Annotated in this window: 24 protein-coding genes; 15 read left to right on the top strand and 9 right to left on the bottom strand. The window is 44.3% G+C overall.

Annotation, left to right across the window (positions count from 1 at the left end):
• Positions 1-44: 44 nt before the first annotated feature.
• Positions 45-254, top strand: coding sequence for a hypothetical protein (locus R7P80_RS14065; RefSeq protein WP_005373984.1), 210 nt, complete (start codon positions 45-47; stop codon positions 252-254).
• Between the two features lie 131 nt (positions 255-385).
• Here R7P80_RS14065 and R7P80_RS14060 read toward each other — a convergent pair whose 3' ends face one another.
• Entirely contained in the window at positions 386-997 is a 612-nt protein-coding gene (locus R7P80_RS14060; protein ID WP_033906294.1) for a LysE family translocator, read from the bottom strand.
• Between the two features lie 109 nt (positions 998-1106).
• Between R7P80_RS14060 and R7P80_RS14055 the strand changes: the two genes are divergently transcribed.
• Positions 1107-1997 carry a LysR family transcriptional regulator gene (locus tag R7P80_RS14055; RefSeq protein WP_225491673.1) on the top strand — a complete coding sequence of 297 codons (891 nt, stop codon included), beginning with the start codon at positions 1107-1109 and terminating at the stop codon, positions 1995-1997.
• A 58-nt stretch (positions 1998-2055) separates the two neighbouring features.
• Entirely contained in the window at positions 2056-2427 is a 372-nt protein-coding gene (locus R7P80_RS14050; protein WP_005373979.1) for a VOC family protein, read from the top strand.
• Between the two features lie 99 nt (positions 2428-2526).
• On the opposite strand, the gene R7P80_RS14045 is transcribed toward R7P80_RS14050, so the two are convergent.
• Positions 2527-2748 carry a hypothetical protein gene (locus R7P80_RS14045; RefSeq protein WP_017635120.1) on the bottom strand — a complete coding sequence of 74 codons (222 nt, stop codon included), beginning with the start codon at positions 2746-2748 and terminating at the stop codon, positions 2527-2529.
• Positions 2749-2870: 122 nt separating this feature from the next.
• Here R7P80_RS14045 and R7P80_RS14040 point away from each other — a divergent pair, with 122 nt between their 5' ends.
• Positions 2871-3398: a TetR/AcrR family transcriptional regulator gene (locus tag R7P80_RS14040; RefSeq protein WP_005373975.1), complete on the top strand. Its 528-nt coding sequence runs from the start codon at positions 2871-2873 to the stop codon at positions 3396-3398.
• Between the two features lie 44 nt (positions 3399-3442).
• Here R7P80_RS14040 and R7P80_RS14035 read toward each other — a convergent pair whose 3' ends face one another.
• Entirely contained in the window at positions 3443-4393 is a 951-nt protein-coding gene (locus R7P80_RS14035) for a helix-turn-helix domain-containing protein (RefSeq protein WP_225491674.1), read from the bottom strand.
• Between the two features lie 184 nt (positions 4394-4577).
• Between R7P80_RS14035 and R7P80_RS14030 the strand changes: the two genes are divergently transcribed.
• The 4 genes from R7P80_RS14030 (at position 4578) to R7P80_RS14015 (ending at position 9525) form a co-directional block, all read left to right on the top strand.
• Entirely contained in the window at positions 4578-5990 is a 1413-nt protein-coding gene (locus R7P80_RS14030; protein ID WP_115386484.1) for an ethanolamine ammonia-lyase subunit EutB, read from the top strand.
• The gene (gene eutC, locus R7P80_RS14025) at positions 5983-6867 is read left to right on the top strand and encodes an ethanolamine ammonia-lyase subunit EutC (protein ID WP_225491675.1); all 885 of its coding nucleotides are present in this window, start codon (positions 5983-5985) and stop codon (positions 6865-6867) included. The genes R7P80_RS14030 and eutC overlap by 8 nt, the downstream gene beginning before the upstream one ends.
• Before the next feature lie 11 nt (positions 6868-6878).
• Positions 6879-8282, top strand: a complete 1404-nt coding sequence (gene eat / locus R7P80_RS14020) for an ethanolamine permease (RefSeq protein ID WP_047102787.1) — start codon at positions 6879-6881, stop codon at positions 8280-8282.
• A gap of 187 nt (positions 8283-8469) precedes the next feature.
• Positions 8470-9525 (top strand): NAD(P)H-dependent flavin oxidoreductase, encoded by a 1056-nt coding sequence (locus R7P80_RS14015; protein ID WP_047102786.1) that lies wholly within the window; start codon positions 8470-8472, stop codon positions 9523-9525.
• A gap of 38 nt (positions 9526-9563) precedes the next feature.
• Here R7P80_RS14015 and R7P80_RS14010 read toward each other — a convergent pair whose 3' ends face one another.
• On the bottom strand, positions 9564-10043 hold the full coding sequence (locus R7P80_RS14010; protein ID WP_005388723.1) for a peptide-methionine (S)-S-oxide reductase: 480 nt from the start codon (positions 10041-10043) through the stop codon (positions 9564-9566).
• Positions 10044-10260: 217 nt separating this feature from the next.
• On the opposite strand from R7P80_RS14010, the gene R7P80_RS14005 reads away from it, so the two are divergent.
• Positions 10261-11001, top strand: a complete 741-nt coding sequence (locus R7P80_RS14005; RefSeq protein ID WP_017635127.1) for a DNA-binding transcriptional regulator YciT — start codon at positions 10261-10263, stop codon at positions 10999-11001.
• Here the strand turns inward: R7P80_RS14005 and R7P80_RS14000 are convergent, their stop codons facing one another.
• The 4 genes from R7P80_RS14000 to R7P80_RS13985 all read right to left on the bottom strand — a co-directional run bounded on the left by R7P80_RS14000 (position 11002) and on the right by R7P80_RS13985 (position 13847).
• Positions 11002-11895 (bottom strand): DMT family transporter, encoded by an 894-nt coding sequence (locus R7P80_RS14000; RefSeq protein WP_005373960.1) that lies wholly within the window; start codon positions 11893-11895, stop codon positions 11002-11004.
• A 154-nt stretch (positions 11896-12049) separates the two neighbouring features.
• Positions 12050-12406, bottom strand: a complete 357-nt coding sequence (locus R7P80_RS13995) for a VOC family protein (protein WP_042523322.1) — start codon at positions 12404-12406, stop codon at positions 12050-12052.
• A gap of 29 nt (positions 12407-12435) precedes the next feature.
• The gene (locus tag R7P80_RS13990; RefSeq protein ID WP_033906301.1) at positions 12436-13089 is read right to left on the bottom strand and encodes an isochorismatase family protein; all 654 of its coding nucleotides are present in this window, start codon (positions 13087-13089) and stop codon (positions 12436-12438) included.
• A gap of 32 nt (positions 13090-13121) precedes the next feature.
• On the bottom strand, positions 13122-13847 hold the full coding sequence (locus R7P80_RS13985; protein ID WP_005373953.1) for an NUDIX domain-containing protein: 726 nt from the start codon (positions 13845-13847) through the stop codon (positions 13122-13124).
• Between the two features lie 298 nt (positions 13848-14145).
• On the opposite strand from R7P80_RS13985, the gene pncB reads away from it, so the two are divergent.
• The 4 genes from pncB to R7P80_RS13965 all read left to right on the top strand — a co-directional run bounded on the left by pncB (position 14146) and on the right by R7P80_RS13965 (position 17819).
• Complete coding sequence (gene pncB, locus R7P80_RS13980; protein ID WP_047102848.1) at positions 14146-15456, top strand: nicotinate phosphoribosyltransferase; 1311 nt, start codon at positions 14146-14148, stop codon at positions 15454-15456.
• A gap of 320 nt (positions 15457-15776) precedes the next feature.
• Positions 15777-16136, top strand: a complete 360-nt coding sequence (locus tag R7P80_RS13975) for a hypothetical protein (RefSeq protein ID WP_005373947.1) — start codon at positions 15777-15779, stop codon at positions 16134-16136.
• A 214-nt stretch (positions 16137-16350) separates the two neighbouring features.
• The gene (locus tag R7P80_RS13970) at positions 16351-16869 is read left to right on the top strand and encodes a glycine zipper 2TM domain-containing protein (RefSeq protein WP_054576165.1); all 519 of its coding nucleotides are present in this window, start codon (positions 16351-16353) and stop codon (positions 16867-16869) included.
• Between the two features lie 170 nt (positions 16870-17039).
• Complete coding sequence (locus tag R7P80_RS13965; protein ID WP_017819786.1) at positions 17040-17819, top strand: methyltransferase domain-containing protein; 780 nt, start codon at positions 17040-17042, stop codon at positions 17817-17819.
• Between the two features lie 62 nt (positions 17820-17881).
• Here R7P80_RS13965 and R7P80_RS13960 read toward each other — a convergent pair whose 3' ends face one another.
• Entirely contained in the window at positions 17882-18763 is an 882-nt protein-coding gene (locus R7P80_RS13960) for a DMT family transporter (protein WP_005373940.1), read from the bottom strand.
• A gap of 93 nt (positions 18764-18856) precedes the next feature.
• Between R7P80_RS13960 and R7P80_RS13955 the strand changes: the two genes are divergently transcribed.
• Positions 18857-19741, top strand: a complete 885-nt coding sequence (locus R7P80_RS13955) for a LysR family transcriptional regulator (protein WP_005387224.1) — start codon at positions 18857-18859, stop codon at positions 19739-19741.
• A 180-nt stretch (positions 19742-19921) separates the two neighbouring features.
• The gene (locus R7P80_RS13950; RefSeq protein WP_005373936.1) at positions 19922-20536 is read left to right on the top strand and encodes an outer membrane beta-barrel protein; all 615 of its coding nucleotides are present in this window, start codon (positions 19922-19924) and stop codon (positions 20534-20536) included.
• Positions 20537-20649: the final 113 nt, after the last annotated feature.

Raw genomic sequence — 20649 nt, 5'->3', positions numbered from 1 at the left:
CGGGCTCGCTTGAGCCCGCTAATCAGTCATTTGAGGTAAGTGTTATGACCCGTTTACCTGCGTTTTCTTTCTCAATATCTGAGCCGGGCGGTAATGAAGCTTCGTCAACGTGGCCGACTGCTATTCACTTCCCCCTCGTTCCAGCTGGGCCAGAGTTTTCGATCGAAAATGCTCTGCCTAAACGTCCGACAGTGACGATATTCACTATCGATCTGTCTCAGTTATTTAAAGGGGACGCTCGGGTCATCCATTAACTGTATCGAAACAGCCAGCGCACGTTGGCTGTTTTTTTCTAATTTAAAGTATTGAAAATGTAGATTTTTAATTGATTACTGCCACTTGTTCAATGATCAATTTGAGTTGGGATAATCGGACCGCAAGCGTACTACACCTTTAAGCCCAGCATCGCGCCGAAAATGATCAATCCCGCCCCACATGCTTGATTGAGTCGATGCTTAATCTTCAACAAGAAAGCTTGTAGCTGGGATGACGTGAATAAAACAGCAACGATAGAAAACCAAATACCATGCAGCGCAATCATATAAATCCCGTAAAAAAAGGCGATGTGTTGCTGACTAGAGTCGGGAGAAATCACTTGGCTAAAAATACTCAGAAAAAACAGCATCGTCTTGGGATTGAGTAAATTACACAGAAATCCCTGCATGAAAAATCGCCACATTGAATACTCGCTCTGTTGAATGGTTTCTGAGTTTGACGCAGGCTGCGAGGAGAATATTCCTTTAATCCCAAGGTAGACAAGATAAGCGGCCCCAAGATAGCGCACGAGATTAAACAACCATTCATTTTGTGAAATTAAGTAACTGATCCCCAGCATGGAGTAAGCGATGTGGATGCTTATCGCCATGCTGATACCAATCGCACTGTACACGCCTGCTTTTCGTCCTTGATTTAAGCTATTTCTTAATACCAAAACAAAGTCTGCGCCAGGGCTAATAACAATAAGCACACCTAATAACGCAAGAGTTACAAATTCCATATCGGTTTCCTGTTTGAATGATGAAGTCTGGGATGTAGCGGAATTGTAGGCGTCTTTATTACTGACTATAATCGAAAAATATTCCCATATTGGTGAGAAAAACTCACAGATGCGTCACCTGAAATCTTTTTATGTCTTCCACGTTGCGGCGAGTTCTTCAAGCTACACTGAAGCGGCTGACAAACTAAACATTACCCACGGAGCCGTGAGTAAGCAGATCAAGCAACTTGAGCAATATCTGTCTCAACCTTTGTTCTTCAAAGAGGGCAGGAAAGTCGTGTTGACGGCAGAAGGCGAATTACTCAAGACATACACAGAAACGGCATTCCAAACGCTAGAAACAGGCGTGAATACGCTTATTCAAGAGAAGCATCAGCATCTTGAAGTGTCTTGTGAACCGACATTAACCATGCGCTGGTTGATGCCAAGGTTGGCCGCGTTTAATGATGAACACCGTGCTGATGTTCGTTTGTCGACGGCTGGTGGCCCGGTAACATTAGGATCAACTGGGCTTTCGATGGCGATTCGTCGAGACGATTTTGCGCAGCATCACGATTACGACAAAACCATTCTTGTGGAAGAGTGGGTGGGGCCGGTATTTTCTCCTGAGTATTGGCAATCCATTAAAGACAATTTGAAAGCAGCTCGATTGTTGAATAGCCAAACCAGACCGAATGCTTGGGCGGATTGGCAGCAATCAACACGTTGTGAAACTTTCAACGGCAACACTCAGCAATCATTCGCGCATTTTTATTTTTGCATACAAGCCGCGGTGGATGGCTTAGGCGTCGCAATGGGATCGTATCCTTTTGTCATGGACGATATTAAGCGTGGTAATTTGGTCGCACCATTTGGGTTTTCTCCATCAAGTTGCAATTACGTTTTATTGAGTCAAGATAAAAAGCGTACAGAACTCGAACATAAATTTATCACGTGTTTACAAACGCAAATGGCAGAGTGTGTGCCACTGTCATCACAGCAGATTAAGCAAGGCGAATAGAAGGCGTAGAGCGAGATTACGTCAGTCAGTTTTATGGAAAAAGCTTAGGAAATTGGAAATGGAAAACCTCAATATTGTTGAAATCAAATCATTTGTTCCGGCGAAAGATTACGCGCTATCAAAACGCTTTTATGAGGCGATTGGCTTTGAAATGGCGTCGGACTTCGGTGATGTAGCATACTTCTCTCAAGGTAGCTGCGCGTTTCTTTTACAGAATTTTTATGAGCCAGAACACGGCAATAACTTCATGATGCACTTGCTCGTAGAAGACGCAGAAAGCTGGCATCAGCACTTATCCAAAGTGGGTCATGAAGAATTTGGTTCGCGTTTGACAGAGCTAGTCGAGCAACCTTGGGGCATGCGCGAATGTTGTTTGTTTGACCCTAGTGGCGTTTTATGGCGAATTGGCCAGAACATGAATACTGACTAACGCCAGTCTTATTTTCACCACATCTACGCGCAGATATTGAGATCTCGATATCTGCGCGTTTTCTTTTTTTACTTAGCCTTGCCAACGTTTGTAGCGCACTCACGCCTTTTTCGAGGTGGTGTGCGATGGGCTAACGCCAAAAAACTCCTCAAGCAGCATGGCTTTGAGTTCCGCTCTGACTTCTGCGCCACCGATTAACGCCAAAAGTGCGAGTCCTCCTGGAATAAGGATGACCATTAATATCGGTCTTAAAATATACGAAAAGCAGAAGATGGTCGGGAAGAAAATCAATCCTTGGCCTAGTTTGTTTAATACGTACATGAGCGATTCCTTTTGTTTTTATATAAAATGAGCATGCTCAATTTTATAAATGAGCACGCTCAATTTGTCAATCTCAACCACGCAAGGTATGATCCTTTCAGGTTCATTAAGCAGACACATCAATGACGAAGCGACAACAAACCAGAGATAAAATTCTAAAAGCCGCATGGGCATCTTTTGCTCAAAATGGCTATGACATGACGACCACAAGGCAGATAGCGAGAGAAGCAGGAGTAGCCGATGGCACAGTGTTTAGCCATTTCCCGACTAAACTGTCGATTTTGCGCGAAGGGATGCTGGCGCAACTGCAACAGATCAGCCAAGAAACGCTAGTCAGTGTGGAAGGTAAAACCGATATCGACATTGGTTTGGCGCTGACGGAGAAATACTATCGCTACTATTTTGCGAACGTTGAGCTGAGCCGAGCTTTGTTGAAAGAGGTGATTTGGGATTTGGATTATTATCAGTCGTTTAACCAAGCTTTGTTTCAATCTGTAAACGGAAGCTCCGTCCTTGAGGGAAAAATACCGCTGATTTTTGACTGCTATTTTATGACGTTAATCTCGCACTTGAGCCGTGCAGAACCGGATGTTGAAGCGGCACTTGAAGAGCTTCATGCTAAGTTTCAGCAAATCATTGCGACTGCATAACATGGCCCCAACGCAGGAGCTGAAAGAATATACTGCCTGTCATTTTATTTGCTGGGCTCCCATTTTCTCGTTTCAGTTGGCGTCTCACCAAATAGCCGCTTGTAGCTTTGACTGAACTGCCCGAGATGGAAAAAACCAAAGTCAAAAGCGATTTCTGCAATTGTTCGATTATCTTCAGGGCTTTGTAGCACTCTACGTACTTGATTCAGGCGCATTCGATGTATGAACTGCTTTGGGGAAGTATTACAGCAATGTTCAAAGGTGTACTGTAGTGTGCGACGACTGACGTGTACTGCGTCACACAGTTCACTGACGGTTATCGGCGTACGGTAGTCTAGATCCTGTAGCTGTTGTTTTATACGGTGCATCACGTGTTGACGATGAGAGATTGATATCGGATGGCTCGTGTGCAGTGAACTGAGTGAGAACAACTCCAGCACAATATCTTTTAAGATTGCTTGATGTGTGGTTTCAGACCATCTTGGCTCGGCGGAACCAAGTAACATGCCTAAGCAGTATTTAAGTTGTTGAATGTGTTTTTCCGTCAACCCCGTTAAGTGCAATGTGTTGTTTTGGATGCTCCCAAGCTCAAGTTGATTTTCTATGATGTGAACGAAGTTTTTGTCGAGCACTATTCCATAGATAGAAAACTGCTCCGGTGTCATTAACTCAAAATCAGCGCCACCTTGCCTAAGCAAAAGTTGGCTTGAATTAAACTGACTGTGATTTAGGTGTAGCGGCTTATTTTCCGTACTCAAACCCAACCAAATACCTCCCTGTTCAATCCTGCATTGCTGTCTTAGCGAGCGGTTACTGTCTTCACGAAATACATGGAAATTGGGAAATCGTCGTTCTCGAATTTGACCTAAAAATCGACCATCGCTGAGTTGGTCATATTCCTGTTGCCAGTTTATCAGACTCGCAGCTTGTTGGTTTGCATCCTTAGTGTGATGGATGCACAGCATTGGTGCAGTTTGGGGCATTTGGTTACTCATCCTTGTGATGCTCATTCCTTTTTTGTGAGTCATGTTGGAGCAGTATTTACATAACTCATTGTTTATTATTGGTTTATAAATGTTGCCAGTTTTTGATAACGCTACGGAACACATTTGGCAATACTTTCTTAAAGCTTATTGATAGTTCAGCAAAAAGCGAACCAAATAGTGAAGAGGAAGAGCAATGACGGCAACTTATCGTCGGCAACAAGGAAGTAAAGTCTATACCTTTAAGTCATTAGCTGACTTGATGGCGAAAGCGACACCGGAGCGCTCAGGCGATGCGTTAGCCGGGGTTTGTGCTCAGTCAGCGGCAGAACGTGTAGTCGCACAAATGGCGCTGTCTGAGTTACCACTTAAAACGTTTCTTAACGAGGCGGTTATTCCATACGAAAGCGACGATATCACTCGCCTAATTATCGATACGCATGACCTTGCAGCCTTTAAGCCGATTGAGCACTTGACGGTCGGAGATTTTCGAAATTGGCTGCTGAGTGAAGAAGCCGATGGTGAAACGTTGGCTAAAATTCGTCAAGGTTTAACACCAGAAATGGTGGCCGCAGTCAGTAAGATTATGCGCAACCAGGATTTGATTCTCGTTGCTAAAAAATGCCAAGTTGTCACGGCTTTTCGGAATACGATTGGTTTGCCGAGTCGCCTGTCTACTCGCTTACAGCCGAATCATCCCACTGATTCTCTCAACGGTATCGCAGCGACCATTTTTGATGGTCTGATGTACGGAAATGGCGATGCGGTTATCGGTATCAATCCGGCAACAGATAATGTACCTCAAGCTATTAAGTTAATGAACTTAATGGATGAGGTGATTCAACACTATCAAATACCGACTCAGTCTTGTGTGTTAACTCATGTCACGAACACGATCGAAGCCATTGAAATGGGTGCACCAGTCGATCTCGTTTTTCAGTCGATAGGCGGCACGCAAGGGACGAATGATACCTTCGGAATCGACTTGTCGATTTTGAAAGAGGCCCATGAAGCCGCGTTGTCTTTGAATCGAGGTAGCGTAGGAAACAATGTGATGTATTTTGAAACCGGACAAGGTACAGCGCTGTCTGCGAATGCATTTCATGGGGTCGATCAGCAGACTTGTGAAGCCCGCGCTTATGCTGTCGCGAAACAGTTCGATCCTTTGTTGGTTAATACTGTCGTTGGGTTTATTGGCCCTGAGTATCTGTTTGATGGCAAACAGATCATTCGTGCTGGGCTTGAAGATCATTTCTGTGGAAAGTTGCTTGGTTTACCTATGGGTTGCGATATCTGTTACACCAATCATGCCTATGCCGATCAGAATGACATGGATAACTTGCTGACACTATTAGGTGTGGCCGAGTGCTCGTTCATCATGGGTATTCCAGGGTCTGATGACATCATGCTCAACTATCAAACTACCTCATTTCACGATGCCCTTTACGCAAGAAAAGTACTCGGTTTGAAGCCAGCACCAGAGTTTGAAAAATGGTTAATGGAGATGCAGATTTTCGAGAGCGTGCAAGACGTTCGGTTAAGTGAGCAAATCTCTCGCTCGTTTTCGGGAGCAATTAACCAACTGAATAAGGGGTATTCTCATGGGTAAAGTAATCACCATTGCTCAGTCCCCACAAGATGAGTCTGGAGTTGTCACACACAACCCTTGGGGCAAGTTACGCGACTTCACCTCTGCTCGGATCGCTCTGGGTCGCAGCGGAAACAGTGTACCAACCAACGAGTTACTCTCATTTCAGCTGGATCATGCCCAAGCTATGGATGCAGTGCATTGCAGTTTGAATGTTGACTCTCTCGTTGCTGGTTTATCGGACTCTTACTCGATTCTTGAAAATACCTTAGAACCTCCAGTGGTAGTGAGCAGTCAAGTGAGTGACCGGCTTATGTACCTGCAAAGGCCCGATCTAGGAAGGCTGCTTGATGAATCTTCTTGGCAAACGCTCAACTTGATAGCAAATGAGCATAACACTGACATTGATCTTGCGATTGTTATTGCTGATGGACTTTCTTCCGTCGCAATTCAAAATCATGCCGTGCCTGTTGTTACTCGATTGATTTCTCTTTTAAGCGCTGATGATGAACATCAATGGAAATTCGCACCTATCACAGTCGTAAAGCAAGGAAGAGTAGCGGTAGGGGATGATGTTGGTGAATGTTTTAACGCCAAGGCCGTGCTGGTTTTAATTGGAGAGAGACCCGGTCTAACTTCTCCGGATAGCATGGGTATGTATCTCACTTGGGGGGCTAAACGAGGCTCTAAAGATTCCCAAAGAAACTGCATTTCCAATGTGCGCCCTCAGGGGCTCAACTATGACGATGCCTGTGAACGCGCATTTTACTTGCTCAAGGAGGCTCGAAAATTACAACTGTCAGGAGTGAATCTGAAAGATCGCTCCGATATCAATGAGCCAAGTGGCGCAAGCGTTGAAGATAAACACAGCGACAACTTTTTAATTTCATCAAAGTAGAAGGATTTACTATGTCTAAACATCAGGAGTACTTGGCCAAAAGGCAGCTAAAAAGAGGCACCGCAGGTTGGATTTTACTTGCTGGCTTAGGTGTCTCGTATGTTATATCTGGTGACTTCGCCGGTTGGAACTTTGGCATCGCTCAAGCAGGATGGGGAGGCTTTCTTATTGCTGCTATCGCGATGGCAGTAATGTATTTCACGCTAGTATTGTCTTTAGCTGAAATGTCTGCGGCTATTCCTGCTGCGGGTGGTGGTTACAGCTTCGCAAGACAGGCGATGGGGCCGACAGGTGGCTTTTTCACTGGCTTATCAGTTTTGATTGAATATGCGCTCGCGCCTGCTGCGATAGTGATTTTTATTGGCTCAGCAGTGAATGAATTGGTTGGTATCGATGGCCCTGTTGTTTACGCACTTTTCTACGCCGTCTTTATCGCTATTCATATGGCAGGGGTTGGCGAAGCTCTCAAAGTAATGATGGTCATCAGCGGTTTGGCTGTGCTAGCTATTCTCATTACTGCTGCTGTGCTTATTGGTCACTTTGACGTTAATAACTTATTCGATATTGCTCCGGCGACGGCTCAGGCAACAGAAATCTTGCCGTTTGGGTGGTATGGCGTATGGGCTGCGTTGCCATTTGCAATGTGGTTGTTTCTTGCGGTTGAAGGTGTGCCTTTAGCGGCAGAGGAGGCAAAAAATCCGGCAAAAGATGTTCCCAAAGGCATCATTGGTGCGATGCTGTTTTTATTGCTAACCGCAACTCTCGTAGTCGTCCTTTTGGCTGGTGCGGTTGGCTCAAAGGTCATAGGCGATAGCGCGGTGCCATTAGTTGACGCCCTAAAGCTTACGGGCAATTCAACGGTAGCAATGGCCGTGAACTTACTTGGATTGGCTGGCCTTATCGCTTCTTTCTTTTCAATCATTTATGGTTACAGTCGCTTGGTGTTTGCGCTTTCCCGCGCGGGTTATTTACCGCAAACTTTGTCATTAACCAGTGACAAAAAAGTGCCTTCTCGTGCGCTTTTGGTTCCGGGCGTTTTTGGGTTCTTGGTTTCACTTACGGGTGAGGGGGACTTAATCTTGGCGATGGCTGTTGTCGGTGCGACTGTATCGTACGCATTAATGTCCTTGAGCCATATTTTATTGCGAATTAAACAGCCGGAATTAACTCGTCCATATAAAACGCCTGGTGGGATAATTACTTCGAGTATTTCTCTGGTGCTTTCTTTGGTCGCAATGACAGGTGTTTATGCTTTTGATCCCTCAGCCTTTTTTATGACAATGGGATTGTTTCTTATCGGTGGTGTTTATTATGGGTTATACAGCCGCAACAAATTGGTGGCAGCAACCGCCGAGGAAGAGTTTGCCATGCTGTCTGTAGCAGAGCTAGAGCTTGAATCAGATGTCGTACGATAGTCACTTTGATTCTTGTTATTCAGCATATTAAGGGAGCCATAGGCTCCCTTTGTCATTTCTATCAAAAGTGCATAGCGCACAAATGCATCACTTTAACTTTATAAGCGGTTAATCATGTGAAAGTCTAGTCTGGATAACGATGGCGAAGATCCATCACAGGTAAAGGTTAAGTTTTCAAGGAAAGAGCATGATAAACAAGGTATTTAATACACTTTTGGGAACAGAGTTACCGATTATTCAAGCGCCAATGGCTGGTGTGCAAGACAGCCAAATGACCATAGCCATCAGTAATGTTGGCGGGCTTGGCTCGTTACCTTGTGGAATGCTGAACAAAGACGCCATCGTAAAAGAACTTCAATTTATCAAGCAGGCAACTAACCGACCGTTTAACCTCAATTTCTTTTGCCATGAAATGCCGGAATATGACGCCAACAAGCACGAAAAGTGGCAAAAAACGCTGCAACCGTATTTTTCCGAGGTTGATGCAACCGTTCAGGCTCAGCCAAACGCTCCGACAAGGATGCCTTTCAATCATGATATTGCTGACGCGATTGAACCATTTGCACCGCCAGTGATCAGTTTCCACTTTGGTTTGCCAGATGATGATCTGTTAGCTCGAATTAGAGGGTGGGGAGGGAAGATCCTTTCGTCAGCGACTACGGTGGACGAGGCACTTTGGCTAGAAGCAAAAGGCGTTGACGGCATTATCGCCCAAGGCTTGGAGGCTGGTGGACACCGAGGTATGTTTTTATCGGATGATTTAACTACTCAATTAAGTTTGATGGCGTTATTACCACAAATCGCCAAACGGGTGAATTTGCCCGTTATTGCTGCAGGCGGAATCGCTGATAGAAGTGGGGTGGAAGCCGCGTTGAGATTAGGAGCGAGTGCCGTTCAAGTTGGCAGCGCCTATTTGTTGTGTGATGAGGCGAAAACATCGTCTTTACATCGATATGCCATTGCCAGTGAACGCGCGCAACATACCGCTGTGACCAATGTTTTCTCGGGCCGACCAGCGAGAGGCATTGTGAATCGCGCGATGTCGGAGCTAGGCTACATCAGTGAGTTTGCGCCGAAATTCCCATACGCCTCCATTGAAATGGCTCAACTAAGAGCGCTTATGGAAAAGCAAAACCGAGATGAATTCACACCGTTGTGGTGCGGACAAAACTCGTCGGGTTGTAAGGAAATATCGGCGGCAGAAATGACATTGTCATTAGTGGAAGGCATCGATTTAAACTGATATGCATCTTGCCTTTTAAAGCGATGCTGACTGAATGGTTACGAGTTATCCCTGTATTTATGTAGTAAATCTAATGGGATGTGGCAGTAATCATTCGGAAAGTTTGTGAGTCTGTCTTGGTGCTCATCATCACTTGGCACATAATTTGTGAGTGGCAGTACTTCTACGGCGATCTTGTCGGCGTCCGGTCGTGCTGCGATAAACGCTTTCGCGATGGTGAGATGCTGTTCGTTTTGGCTATAAACACCAGTACGGTACTTCTCACCTACGTCTTCACCTTGCTTGTTAACGCTGTAAGGGTCGATTATCTCAAACAAATACCCCATTAAAGTTTCAACCGAAACTTGCTCAGCATCGAACTGGGTTTTCACGCACTCTGCGTAGCCATCGTATTCGGATTGAGTGTTATCCGTTGTGCCATTTGCTCGCCCGGCTTCTGTGTTGATTACGCCCGGAAGGTGGCGCATAAATTCTTGCACGCCCCAAAGGCAGCCGCCTGCGAAGTAAATTTCTTCCATTACTTTGATCCTAGTCTCTATCGTTGTTGGGATGTAGGGAGTTAACCCCTCTTCTTCCATCCCATTTTCGTTGCCCTATTATCTGTTGATGGGAGCGATATTCGCAAGGTACAGCTTGGCTAATCAGACCACGCGTTTTTTCCTTTTTACTTTCAAGTTCTTTTCATATGAAACATCAGGTGAGTATACTGTAAGCTCATCAATAAGGAGCGAACCTGTGAACCCAAGACAAAATGAAATCCTGCAATTAGTGAACGACCGTAAACGCGTTCAAGTCACAGAGCTTTCTGACATCATTGGCGTGTCGGGTGTGACCATCAGACAGGATTTGAACTTTCTGGAGCAACAGGGCTACCTAAAGCGCGTTCACGGCGCAGCTACCGCGTTGCAAAGTGATGACATTGATGCCCGTCTAGAAGTACGTTTCGATATTAAACAATCGCTCGCAAACCAAGCTGCGGATTTGGTCGCACCGAATGAGACAGTGCTGATTGAAGGAGGCAGTGCCAATGCGTTGTTGGCTCGGACATTGGCTGAGCGCGGCGATGTGACCATTATTACGCCATCGGCGTATATCGCCCATCTCATCCGTAACACTTCTGCCAACATTATCTTGCTTGGTGGCGTATATCAGCACCAAGGCGAGAGCTTGGTCGGACCGCTGACTAAGTTGTGTATTGAGAACATTCATTTCAGCACGGCCTTCTTGGGTATTGACGGCTTCCATCAAGACACTGGCTTTACTAGCCGCGACATGATGCGTGCTGAGATCGCAGAAACCATCATTGCGAAAAAAAGGCGCAATATTGTTCTAACGGATTCTAGTAAATTTGGGCAAATTTATCCCTCATCAATTGGTAAGACTGACGAAATATCAGTGCTGCTGACTGACAAAGCCGCTCCGAAAAGCGACCTTGAACAAATCAAAAAGCGAGGTGTGGAAGTTATATTAGGCTGATTAAGCCACGCTTCGTTTTCGCTTCGCGAGCATTGCTGTTGGGGAGAAACCGGTGACTAGCATAGTGCCGCTAAGCACTAGAATTGTTCCTATGATGGTGTTAGAGCCGACGGGCTCATCTAGCACCAAGTAGCCCCATAAGATACCAAAAACAGGAACAAGAAAAGTGACAGTCAGTGCTGACGCTGGGCCGATATCAGAAACTAAGCGGAAATAGAGTAAATAAGCGAACCCTGTGCATACAACGCCGAGCGTGACAACAGAGCTCCATTCGAAATGACTTGGTTCTGCACGCATTGGTAAGAATGGTAGCAGCGGCAGTACCCAAATAACCGCCGCCCACATGCTGCCGTGAGCATTGTCAAAAGCAGGTACTTGTGGCGCATTTTTAGTGTAGTTGGTAGCAATGCCATAGCTGAAAGAAGCCATCAAACTGGCGGCAATAGGGAGCATGGCTTCTTCACCTATGGTTGAAGTATCTAAGCCGACCAAGACTGCAACGCCTCCAATGCCTATTAGCATACCGAGAACAGATTTCGCTGTGAGTGGGCTGCGGTACCAAACAAAGCCAACTAGTGCTCCCCATATTGGGGCGGTTGAGTTCAATATTGCTAAAGTTGATGCATTCAGTGTCTGGGCTGCGTACGCAAAGAGTAAAAATGGAACTGCGCTATTGAATAAGCCAATAATAAAGAAGTGTTTAGTATGCGCAGTTAACGTGAGTTTCTTTTTCAAATATACGGCGATCAATAACAAAGCGACGGCGGCAAATGTAACTCGAAATTCGATTAAGTAAGCCGGCCCGAATGTGTTGGCGGCGACTCGCATAAACAGAAACGAGCCACCCCAAATAGCAGCGAGGCAGAGTAAGCGAAAAAAACTGACGGCAGTCATTTGACATCCTTGGTCGAGGTCTAGCGCCTCATCGATTAATTGTTGCGCTAACAGTGAATTAAACCAAGGATGAGGTCAACCAGAAATGTAATGCCAGTTCCGGATCTGGCTAGCTTGGGCTCACGTTGATGGTGTGTTGTTGATTTATGATGACTTAATGGCTCTCTGACCATACTGCGAATTCATTTCCACTCGGTTCAGTGAAGTGGAATCGACAGCCGCCGGGGAATTCGAAAATAGGGCGGATAATTTTTCCACCATGCTGCTCTACTTTTGTCTGAGTGGCCTGAATGTCTGAGCTATAAAATACTAAAAGTGCGCCACCATTTGCGGTTTGGTTTATAAACTCAGATTTGAAGAATCCGCCATCCAACCCTTGTCCTGAAAATGCAGAATATTCTGGACCATAATCGGTAAAGCTCCAGTCAAAAGCACGCTCAAAAAATTGTTTGGTCGCACTGACATTAGTGGAACCAAATTCAACGTAATTCAATTTTTCATGTTGATGCATGGTGAAATCCTTCTCGGTTACTATCGTTTCTAGGCGAACTTTTCTACGATGATGTCGTCCGCTTTTTCGACAAATAATGCGCCATTATCTCTGAGCTCTGTCAGCACATTCTCTACATTATCAGGCAGCACCGCACGAGTTGAAGCAAGATTAACTACCACATTGTAGCCAAGTTCCAGCGCTTGCATGACGGATTTTTTCACGCAAAAGTCTAAGGCAAGGCCACCGATAACTAAGGTATCAATCCCGTTGAACTTTAGAAATTCATGCGCGCCTGTCGTTTTGGTGTCGGCAATATCATGGAAAAAAATACCGTAAGGGTGTGCGTCAGGATCCATACCTTTATTAACTTGAAAATCATAGTCCAACACGGGTGGTAAGCCATCTAGCAGCTCAGAACCTGTTGTGCCAAGCACACAGTGACGGTTCCACTTTATATCCACATTCGGTAAACCAACGGGCTCAAGCATATTGGCTGGCGATTCTGCATCCCATTTTGCTTTCGGTGGGTGCAAGTCACGACTGACCAGTTTTAATCGGCCTTTAGCATGATTGTTCAAAAGCTCCGGTACGATTTCCAACGCACCTGCAACGGGCAGTTCATTTGGACATAACTCACTAAAGCCTTTCTCTGGATCAACGTCGATCACTGCTGTAGTTTGATAGTTTACTCGAACAGTCATGGCAGACTCCTTGTCTGTCTGATTGTCTGCGTTTATCCACGCAAACAGTTTTGAAAAAAGGTTACTTCGTCGCTAGTCAGCGTATATACCATTGCGGGTTTTCCACCTTTGCCTTTGTTGGTAGAAGCGACTTTATTAGTGGGTTTTAGTACGCCTGAATCTATCAAGCGGCGCTTAATCGTCATTCGGCTGATATCAATACCAAACTCTTGATAAGCAGAAATGATGTCCGCAACCAAAAACTCTTTGTCTAATGCAAACAAAAGAACCGATGTGTATTCAATGGATGCACGAAGCTTTTGCCACGCTTTTTCAATGGTTTTTTGATGATCAAATGCGAGGGTTTCTTCTCCATTGAGAATAGCCTGTAGCGAAAACCATTTAAGTTGGCATTCCGGTACACCTGCATTATTTATTTGCTCTACATTGTTACGATCAACTAAGGCGTAGTGCGTAATGTTTAAGCTCCAGTCTTCTGGATCGCGCTTTGGATCACCGTCGATAAATGCTTCGCTAAAATGGCGAGGGTAGGTATGGATTTTCTCACGGCAAATTCGGCGACGCGCCGCTTCAAAGTTTTCATCGGCCGGGCGTCCGCCTTCACTGGTTAAGTCTTTATCAAAGACAAATCCGCCCGGTAGTGCCCAGACTCCATGGTATGGCCGATTTGGATTTGAACGTTTAATCAACAACACTTCCAATCCCTTATCGGCACAGCCAGATAGCCTGAATGGAATAATGTCGACAGATACGATCATGGTTGGGTCCTAATATTGATTTGTAAGTAATCTAGCGCATAACAAGTGGTCAATCAATGGGTAAGTAACGAGTTGTTAGAAACGTTTTCGGTAGTGTTCTTAATACGGTTTGAGCATAAATTTACGGATGACTCTGACTTATTCACAATACTTGCTCGAATTCTAGACAAAAAAACCTTATAAAAATGAGTGGTTAGTAACAAAAGTTGACAAACTATAGATGGGTGTTTATTGTTTACGCAAATTAGTTAGTAACAAAAAGTTATATACCCAGGAAGGGCATGTAGAAGGGCACCTAATGACCACCAAACTATTTTCTTCCCGCATCATTCAAAGCGCTTTGGATTTCGATGTCTACAAAGTCAATATGATGAGTGCTGTAACAGCGCTTTACCCTGATGCGATGGTGTCATATAAGTTTATCGTGCGCAGTGAGGAAGACCTCTCTGAGCTTTTGCCCGAGGTAAAAGCCGAAGTCCTTAAACTGCAAGATATTCAATTTACGCAAGAAGAAATTGAATATATTAAGCGTGTCGCGCCTTACCTGAATCCTGACTTTGTTGATGCACTGCGCCATTTCCGTTTCAACCCACAAAGTGATGTCTCTTTCCATAATAAAGCCATGGCTGATGGCTCAAGCCAGTTAAGAATTACCATTAACGGCTTGTGGCGAGATACCATCTTGTACGAAACGATCATCATGAGCATCGTGTCTGAAGTTCGTAGCCGTCAGCGTTGGTCAGATATCCCTGTTGCGCAATTTACCACTGTTTTAGAAGAGAAAATTCGGCACCTAAAGTCGGAACTAAAACGTCGTAACATCACTAACTTTAAATTTTCTGACATGTCGACGCGTCGACGTTTTTCCTTCCAAGCTCAGCGCACTATGCTGGAATATTTGTGCCAGGAAGTGCCGGAATGTTTGACAGGAACAAGCAACTATCACTTAGCAAAAGAGCTAAACTTGACGCCTATCGGCACCGTTGCTCATGAATGGTTTATGGGACACCAAGCTCTGGTGAATGTGCGAGATTCGCAAAAAGTGGCGTTGCAACGTTGGCAAAAAATGTTTAATGGTGCACTAGGTATTGCGTTAACCGATACGATTGGTATCGATGCTTTCCTTAAAGACTTTGATGAAGAACTAAGTAACGCGTACTTCGGTGTACGTCACGATAGTGGTTGCCCTTATAGCTGGGGTGAAAAAATGATTGCACACTACCAGTCGCTGAATATAGACCCATTAACAAAAACACTGGTGTTTACCGACGGACTTAACTTCGAACAAGCGTTAGATATTTGCGAGTATTTCCAAGGACGTATTCAGGTGAGTTTTGGTATCGGTACTTTTCTTGCCAATGATATGGGTGATTATGTCAATAAAGATGGTGAAGCCTACCAGCCACTTTCTATCGTGATAAAAATGGTCACGTGCAATGGTTCACCGGTCGCCAAAATCAGTGACGAACCTGAGAAAGCCATGTGTGAAGATATCTTCTTTTTGATGAATCTCAAGCGCCGCTTTGAACAACCTCTTGATTTAAATGAGTGTCGTAAAATGATTGATCGTTTAGAAACTGAAGGTCAAAATTATCTCATCGACGCGTAGGCGTTATCCTCTCTCCATGATAAGCACCCTCTATCGTTACGACAAATTTATATAGGTAAACGTGGAGGGTGATTTCGTTATAGTAATATACAGAAGTAACCAGATACAGCGCAGGAAAGCACTCAAAAGTTGATGTGTTATCTGCCTTTGATTGGTGTAAATCGATACGTTACAGCATCGTGGACGGTGTATCTCATCCGACACTAAACTCAGTCTAATCACGTAGTTTATTCCCACGTACCATGAGCTCACTCGGGTATAGACGTCTATCTGCTTTTATGACTTTGGGCTTCACGTAGTTGCTTGAATCAGGAGTCAAAATGAACCTAGTAGTACATTTGCAAAAGAAAGCGATCCGAAAATATGGCTATGAGATGGCCACTCGCCAAGCATGGAAGTGTGGTATCAAGGCAAATCTTGTAAAGCGCGTGATTGGCCTTTTTAAAGGACAAATTGTTTGTGTGGTTGAAGGTTGCCGAGCAGAGTTTTCTTCTCCTCTTAATAACCCCCTTCACGAAGATGACAAGCAGGGGCGATATGTGTTTGTTGGCGGTGTATGCTGGGAACCAAATAACATTATAGCGCCTGGTTTCCCTGATTTTATGTTTATGCACGTGCGTAATCTAAGCCACCGTCATAAGTATTTAACGGATGACGAACTATTTTTGAGCTTGGCTTAAAAATAAATCTCATAGACTAGTCCAGCCCAATCATAATCAGTAGTGATACAGTTTTAGCTCTGTTGACATTCTGCTGAGTGTTTCTTGACGTACCTCTTATAAAACAGTGTTTCTTTACTTGTTAATAACAGAGGGTTTGTTTTCGTCTGATGTGATTTCCCTTTTGCGATTTACCATAACGCTCATCAAAGCAAACCATACTGGGATGTAAATCATGAATATGAAATCTATCGCAATTGCAACGGCAGTTGTTGCTGTACTAGCAGGCTGTAAAGACAAAACGCCACCAGCTCCAACTCAAGCAAACATTACTTTGGTTGAAGCGGTGACTGAAACGGTGAAAAAGCCGCACCAAGTATGTAAAGACGTGGTAGTAACCGAGCAAGTTGCCCCTGCGGATGACAATAAAATTATTGGTACGGTTGGTGGCGCAGCAGCTGGAGCAGCGCTGGGCAACCAAATCGGTGGTGGCTCAGGTAAAGTGATTGCAACTGCAGCTGGTACGATTGCTGGTGCACTGACAGGTCGTAAGATCCAGGAGAATGTGCAAAAAGGTGATGTAGTAACAACGACGAAAAAACAGTGTCATACAGAATATACGACATCTGATAAAGTAGTGGGTTACGACGTCACTTACGAAGTTTCAGGTGCACCAAAGACGGTTCGTTTGGCGAGCAAGCCAGCGACAAAAACGTTCCCAATTCAAGATGGTAACGTTGTTCTACCACAATAGTTAGCGACTTAACCGAAGCGATTAACAAGCCCTTTTATCTTTGAGATGAAAGGGCTTTTTCACACAAGCGGCGTTTTCATCTGTTTTCCTATTGGAATGTGCGGCCAGAAATACCCGTTAATTTCCGTGTTCGATACAATCACTTTTCTAAAAGTACGAACGGAAAAAACATGGAAGATTTTTACCTGACCGAGCACGGTTTGGCTGGTTATTTCGAAGCGCAATGGTTCGACAAGTTCATTGAGGATCAACAGATTGAGATGATAACCAGTCGCTCAAAACAAGTCCCACTTTCTTTTTTGTCATCACCTCACTGCTCCCAAGTTGCTGATTTTATTGCGCAGGCGGTAATCGAAAGCAGCGTTCAGCCGTATTCCCTACTTGAGGTTGGGGCGGCGCTGGGAAGAAATTATTATGAGTTAGTGCAACGCTTACCTAACCTTAGAGAAGCGACGCTTGTGGAGCCTTCAAATAGGTTAATGGATGGCTTGAAGCAACTATTAATAGAAGAACAACGCGTCGAGCTTACTTACCTTCACGATGTGAACACCTTAAACACTTTAGAGGTAGAGAATAGAGATATCGTACAGAAATGTGCTCATGTTGATTTGACGCTAATTAACCAGCCTTTTGAGCTTGATACTCTCCAATCTCGCTTTGATTTAGTCGTATGTTTAAATGTGATTGATCAATGTGAGTCGCCACTTAGCGTGATCAATGCTCTAAAAAAAACCACCAAGGTGGGTGGGCTGATCGTTGTCTCTTGCACTTATCAGTGGAACGCGAAACACATCAAAAATAAAGAAGAGGCGGTTGATGATATCAAAGAATACTTTGCTGAAGGCTGGCGTCTAGTGTCGGAAGCCGAGCATGAATATCGCATCCGGTTTAATGATCGCTTTGCAAGGCAGTTTTTATCTCACGTAGTCGCTTACGTAAAAAACGATTAGAGCCACATAAAAAACCGAGCACTTACGGCTCGGTTTTTTAGTCTTTGGGCTAGAGCACAACTTTAAGTAACGTGCGCTTCTTGTTGCTCTTGCAACTTTTTCTTGCGACGCTCTCGTTTAGAAAGCCAAACCAGAGGCACAACAATCATAATGGTTCCTATTGCCATAAATATATCTGGCACTTCTCCAAACCAAATCAATCCCACAAACACGGCACCAATTAAGCCACTGTATTCAGCGCTAGCAATTTTGTTGCTATCGATCGAGCGGTAAGCGATGACACATGTTGCTGCATAAATCATGATGAACAAACTTGAGCCAGCAGCAACAGGGAAAGCACTCCAGTCCCAAGGTTCTGCTTCGATCAGAACAAGCAAGAAGGCTACTGGAATACCTGCCAAGTTTGTCATCAATAACGTTTGCATCACAGACTGATTTTTTGGCAGTTTTCGAATGAGCAAGTTATTGATTGCTAAAGTAATTGCAACAACTAAAGCTGAAATGGCTGCCCAATCGATTTGGTCTGGACGAATGATGACCAATACACCGGCAAAGCCCATTATCGCTGCAGCGACCGATTGCTTAGACAACTGTTCTCCAAAAAAGATTGCTGCAAGTGGCAACATGATCAATGGCGCGGCGTAAAAGATCGCGTTCGCAGTTGCGAGCGGTAAAGATGAGATCGCCAAAACCATGAATATTGCACCAAGTAACCATACGTGAGCGCGAACAGCATGCCACTTAAACCCTTCAAGAAAAGGCGCATTTTTTGTTAGCAGGTAGACTGGCAGCAGGAAAAGCACCGCTGATATTTGTCGGAAAAAGACAAATTGAAAAATAGGCACTTCATTTCCGACACTTTTAATTAAAGAGTCCGAAAGCACCGCAATGAGATTTCCAACAATTAATAGCAGCATCGCTGCTCCGACCGATGTAACTTTCACTTTTTCCTCTCCTCTTTCTTTGCCAAAGAGTAGGTGATGTCATAGGATGAAGTGAAGTGATATTTATTAGTTTAAGTATGAGATTTTTAGATAATGAAATTGCCACCACTCAGAGCTGTTCACTGTTTTGAATCTGTTGCCAGAAACTCTAGCTTTTCGCTTGCTGCTGAAGAACTCAATGTGACGCAAAGTGCCGTTAGCCACCAGATACGATTATTAGAAGATTATTTGGGTGAATCATTATTTATCCGTCAAGGCAGAAAGCTCTCTTTGTCCGATACGGGCACCCGCTATTTAGAGGATATTAGCCCAGCAATTAGCTCAATTGCGATGGCCAGCCAAAAGGTGCGAGAAGGGGACAAAGGCAGCATACGGTTGGCGATTTATAGCTCGCTTGCCGTAAAGTGGCTTATTCCTCGTTTGTCTGATTTTAAGCGCTTACATCCAGAAATCGATCTGACACTCAATATGGTCGTTGGTGATCCTGAACAGACAGACAGCGTTGGCGATTGTTTTATCACGGTAGAAAAGCCAAAGCGAAACTACATGTCGGTAAAGTTATACGCGGAGACGCTGTATCCGGTCTGCAGCCATAAAATTTGGAAAGAGTTGCAAGATCAACCGATTCCAGAAGCGCTTTGGCGATACCCTATTTTGTCGACAGACTCAATTTATCGTGAGAGAGGAAAAGACTGGGCTGAGTGGTGCAGAGCGGGCGGTTACACCTTGCCGAAAGATGTCGATGTTCAACATTTTAGTCATATGTTGTTGGCAATAGAGGCGGCGCGTTATGACCAAGGCATCGCATTTGCGAATGATTTTATGCTTAATGAAAGAGATAAAGCGCACGATTTGGTGTATATCCCTTCTCATGGATTGGAAACCGGCGACAGCTTTTATTTTATTCATAAAAAGAGTCGAGCCAAGCAAGCGGAAATCATCAAGCTCACTAACTGGTTGAAGCAGCAATGCTTGTGAAATGACTAAATTGTCAAAATTAAGAAAGAAAGTGGCAAAGTTGTGTCTAAATATTTCATGTTTTATTGAGTTTTTATTCATTAACATCCACTTGGTTTTGAAACCAAGTGAAATGGATAGCATGGCATGCTTAAGGATGGGCAAAACACAACCTCAATAATTAACAGGCAGTGAAATACAATGTTTAAAAAAACATGGCTAATGACAGCCCTTCTAGCAACATGTTCTGTTGCAAACGCAGCTCCTTACGTTGGTGCATCTGTAGGTCAAGCATCGTTTGGTGATGTTAATGGCTCTATCAATGGTGGTGGTACTAACGCTAGCACTAAACTTAAACTTGAAGATGACTCAAGCCTTTCAGGCAAAGTATTCGGTGGTTACAAATTCAACGAATACATTTCTCTAGAAGCAGCCATTGGTGGCTACGATGCTTTAGACGGCAAAGTTGTTACTGTTGGTGATATGAAGTATCTATCGATTCAGCCAAAAGCGACTCTACCGATTGGCGATCGTTTCAACCTTTTTGCTAAAGCTGGTCTTTCTTACTTCAATGCTGAATTCAAAATTAGCAACTCTGTGATTGACGGTAGCGCAGGCCATACCACCATTTCTGACAGCACTGTAACAGGCATGTACGGTTTAGGCGCAGAGTTCGCTATTACTGAAAACTTTGCTCTACAAGTTGAATGGGAATACATGATGCCTGAGCTAGACATTGCGAAATTTGGCAATGAAAAAGTAACGGTTGATGCAGACATCAATGTATTCTCTGTAGGTATGAGCTACCGTTTCTAAGAATACTTATTCAAGTTACCTCTTGGCTTAGTAAACGTTTGTGACTTCTGTTGGTCGAGCTGAGTCCAAGATTTGAATTTGTTTAGATATAGCACAGGAAGTTTAGTTGCTAA

The organism is Vibrio sp. 2092, assembly GCF_033339635.1.
GTDB classification, from domain to species: domain Bacteria; phylum Pseudomonadota; class Gammaproteobacteria; order Enterobacterales; family Vibrionaceae; genus Vibrio; species Vibrio alginolyticus.
Note: the sequence above shows the minus strand (reverse complement) of the source record. Positions and strands in the feature narration are given on the sequence as shown.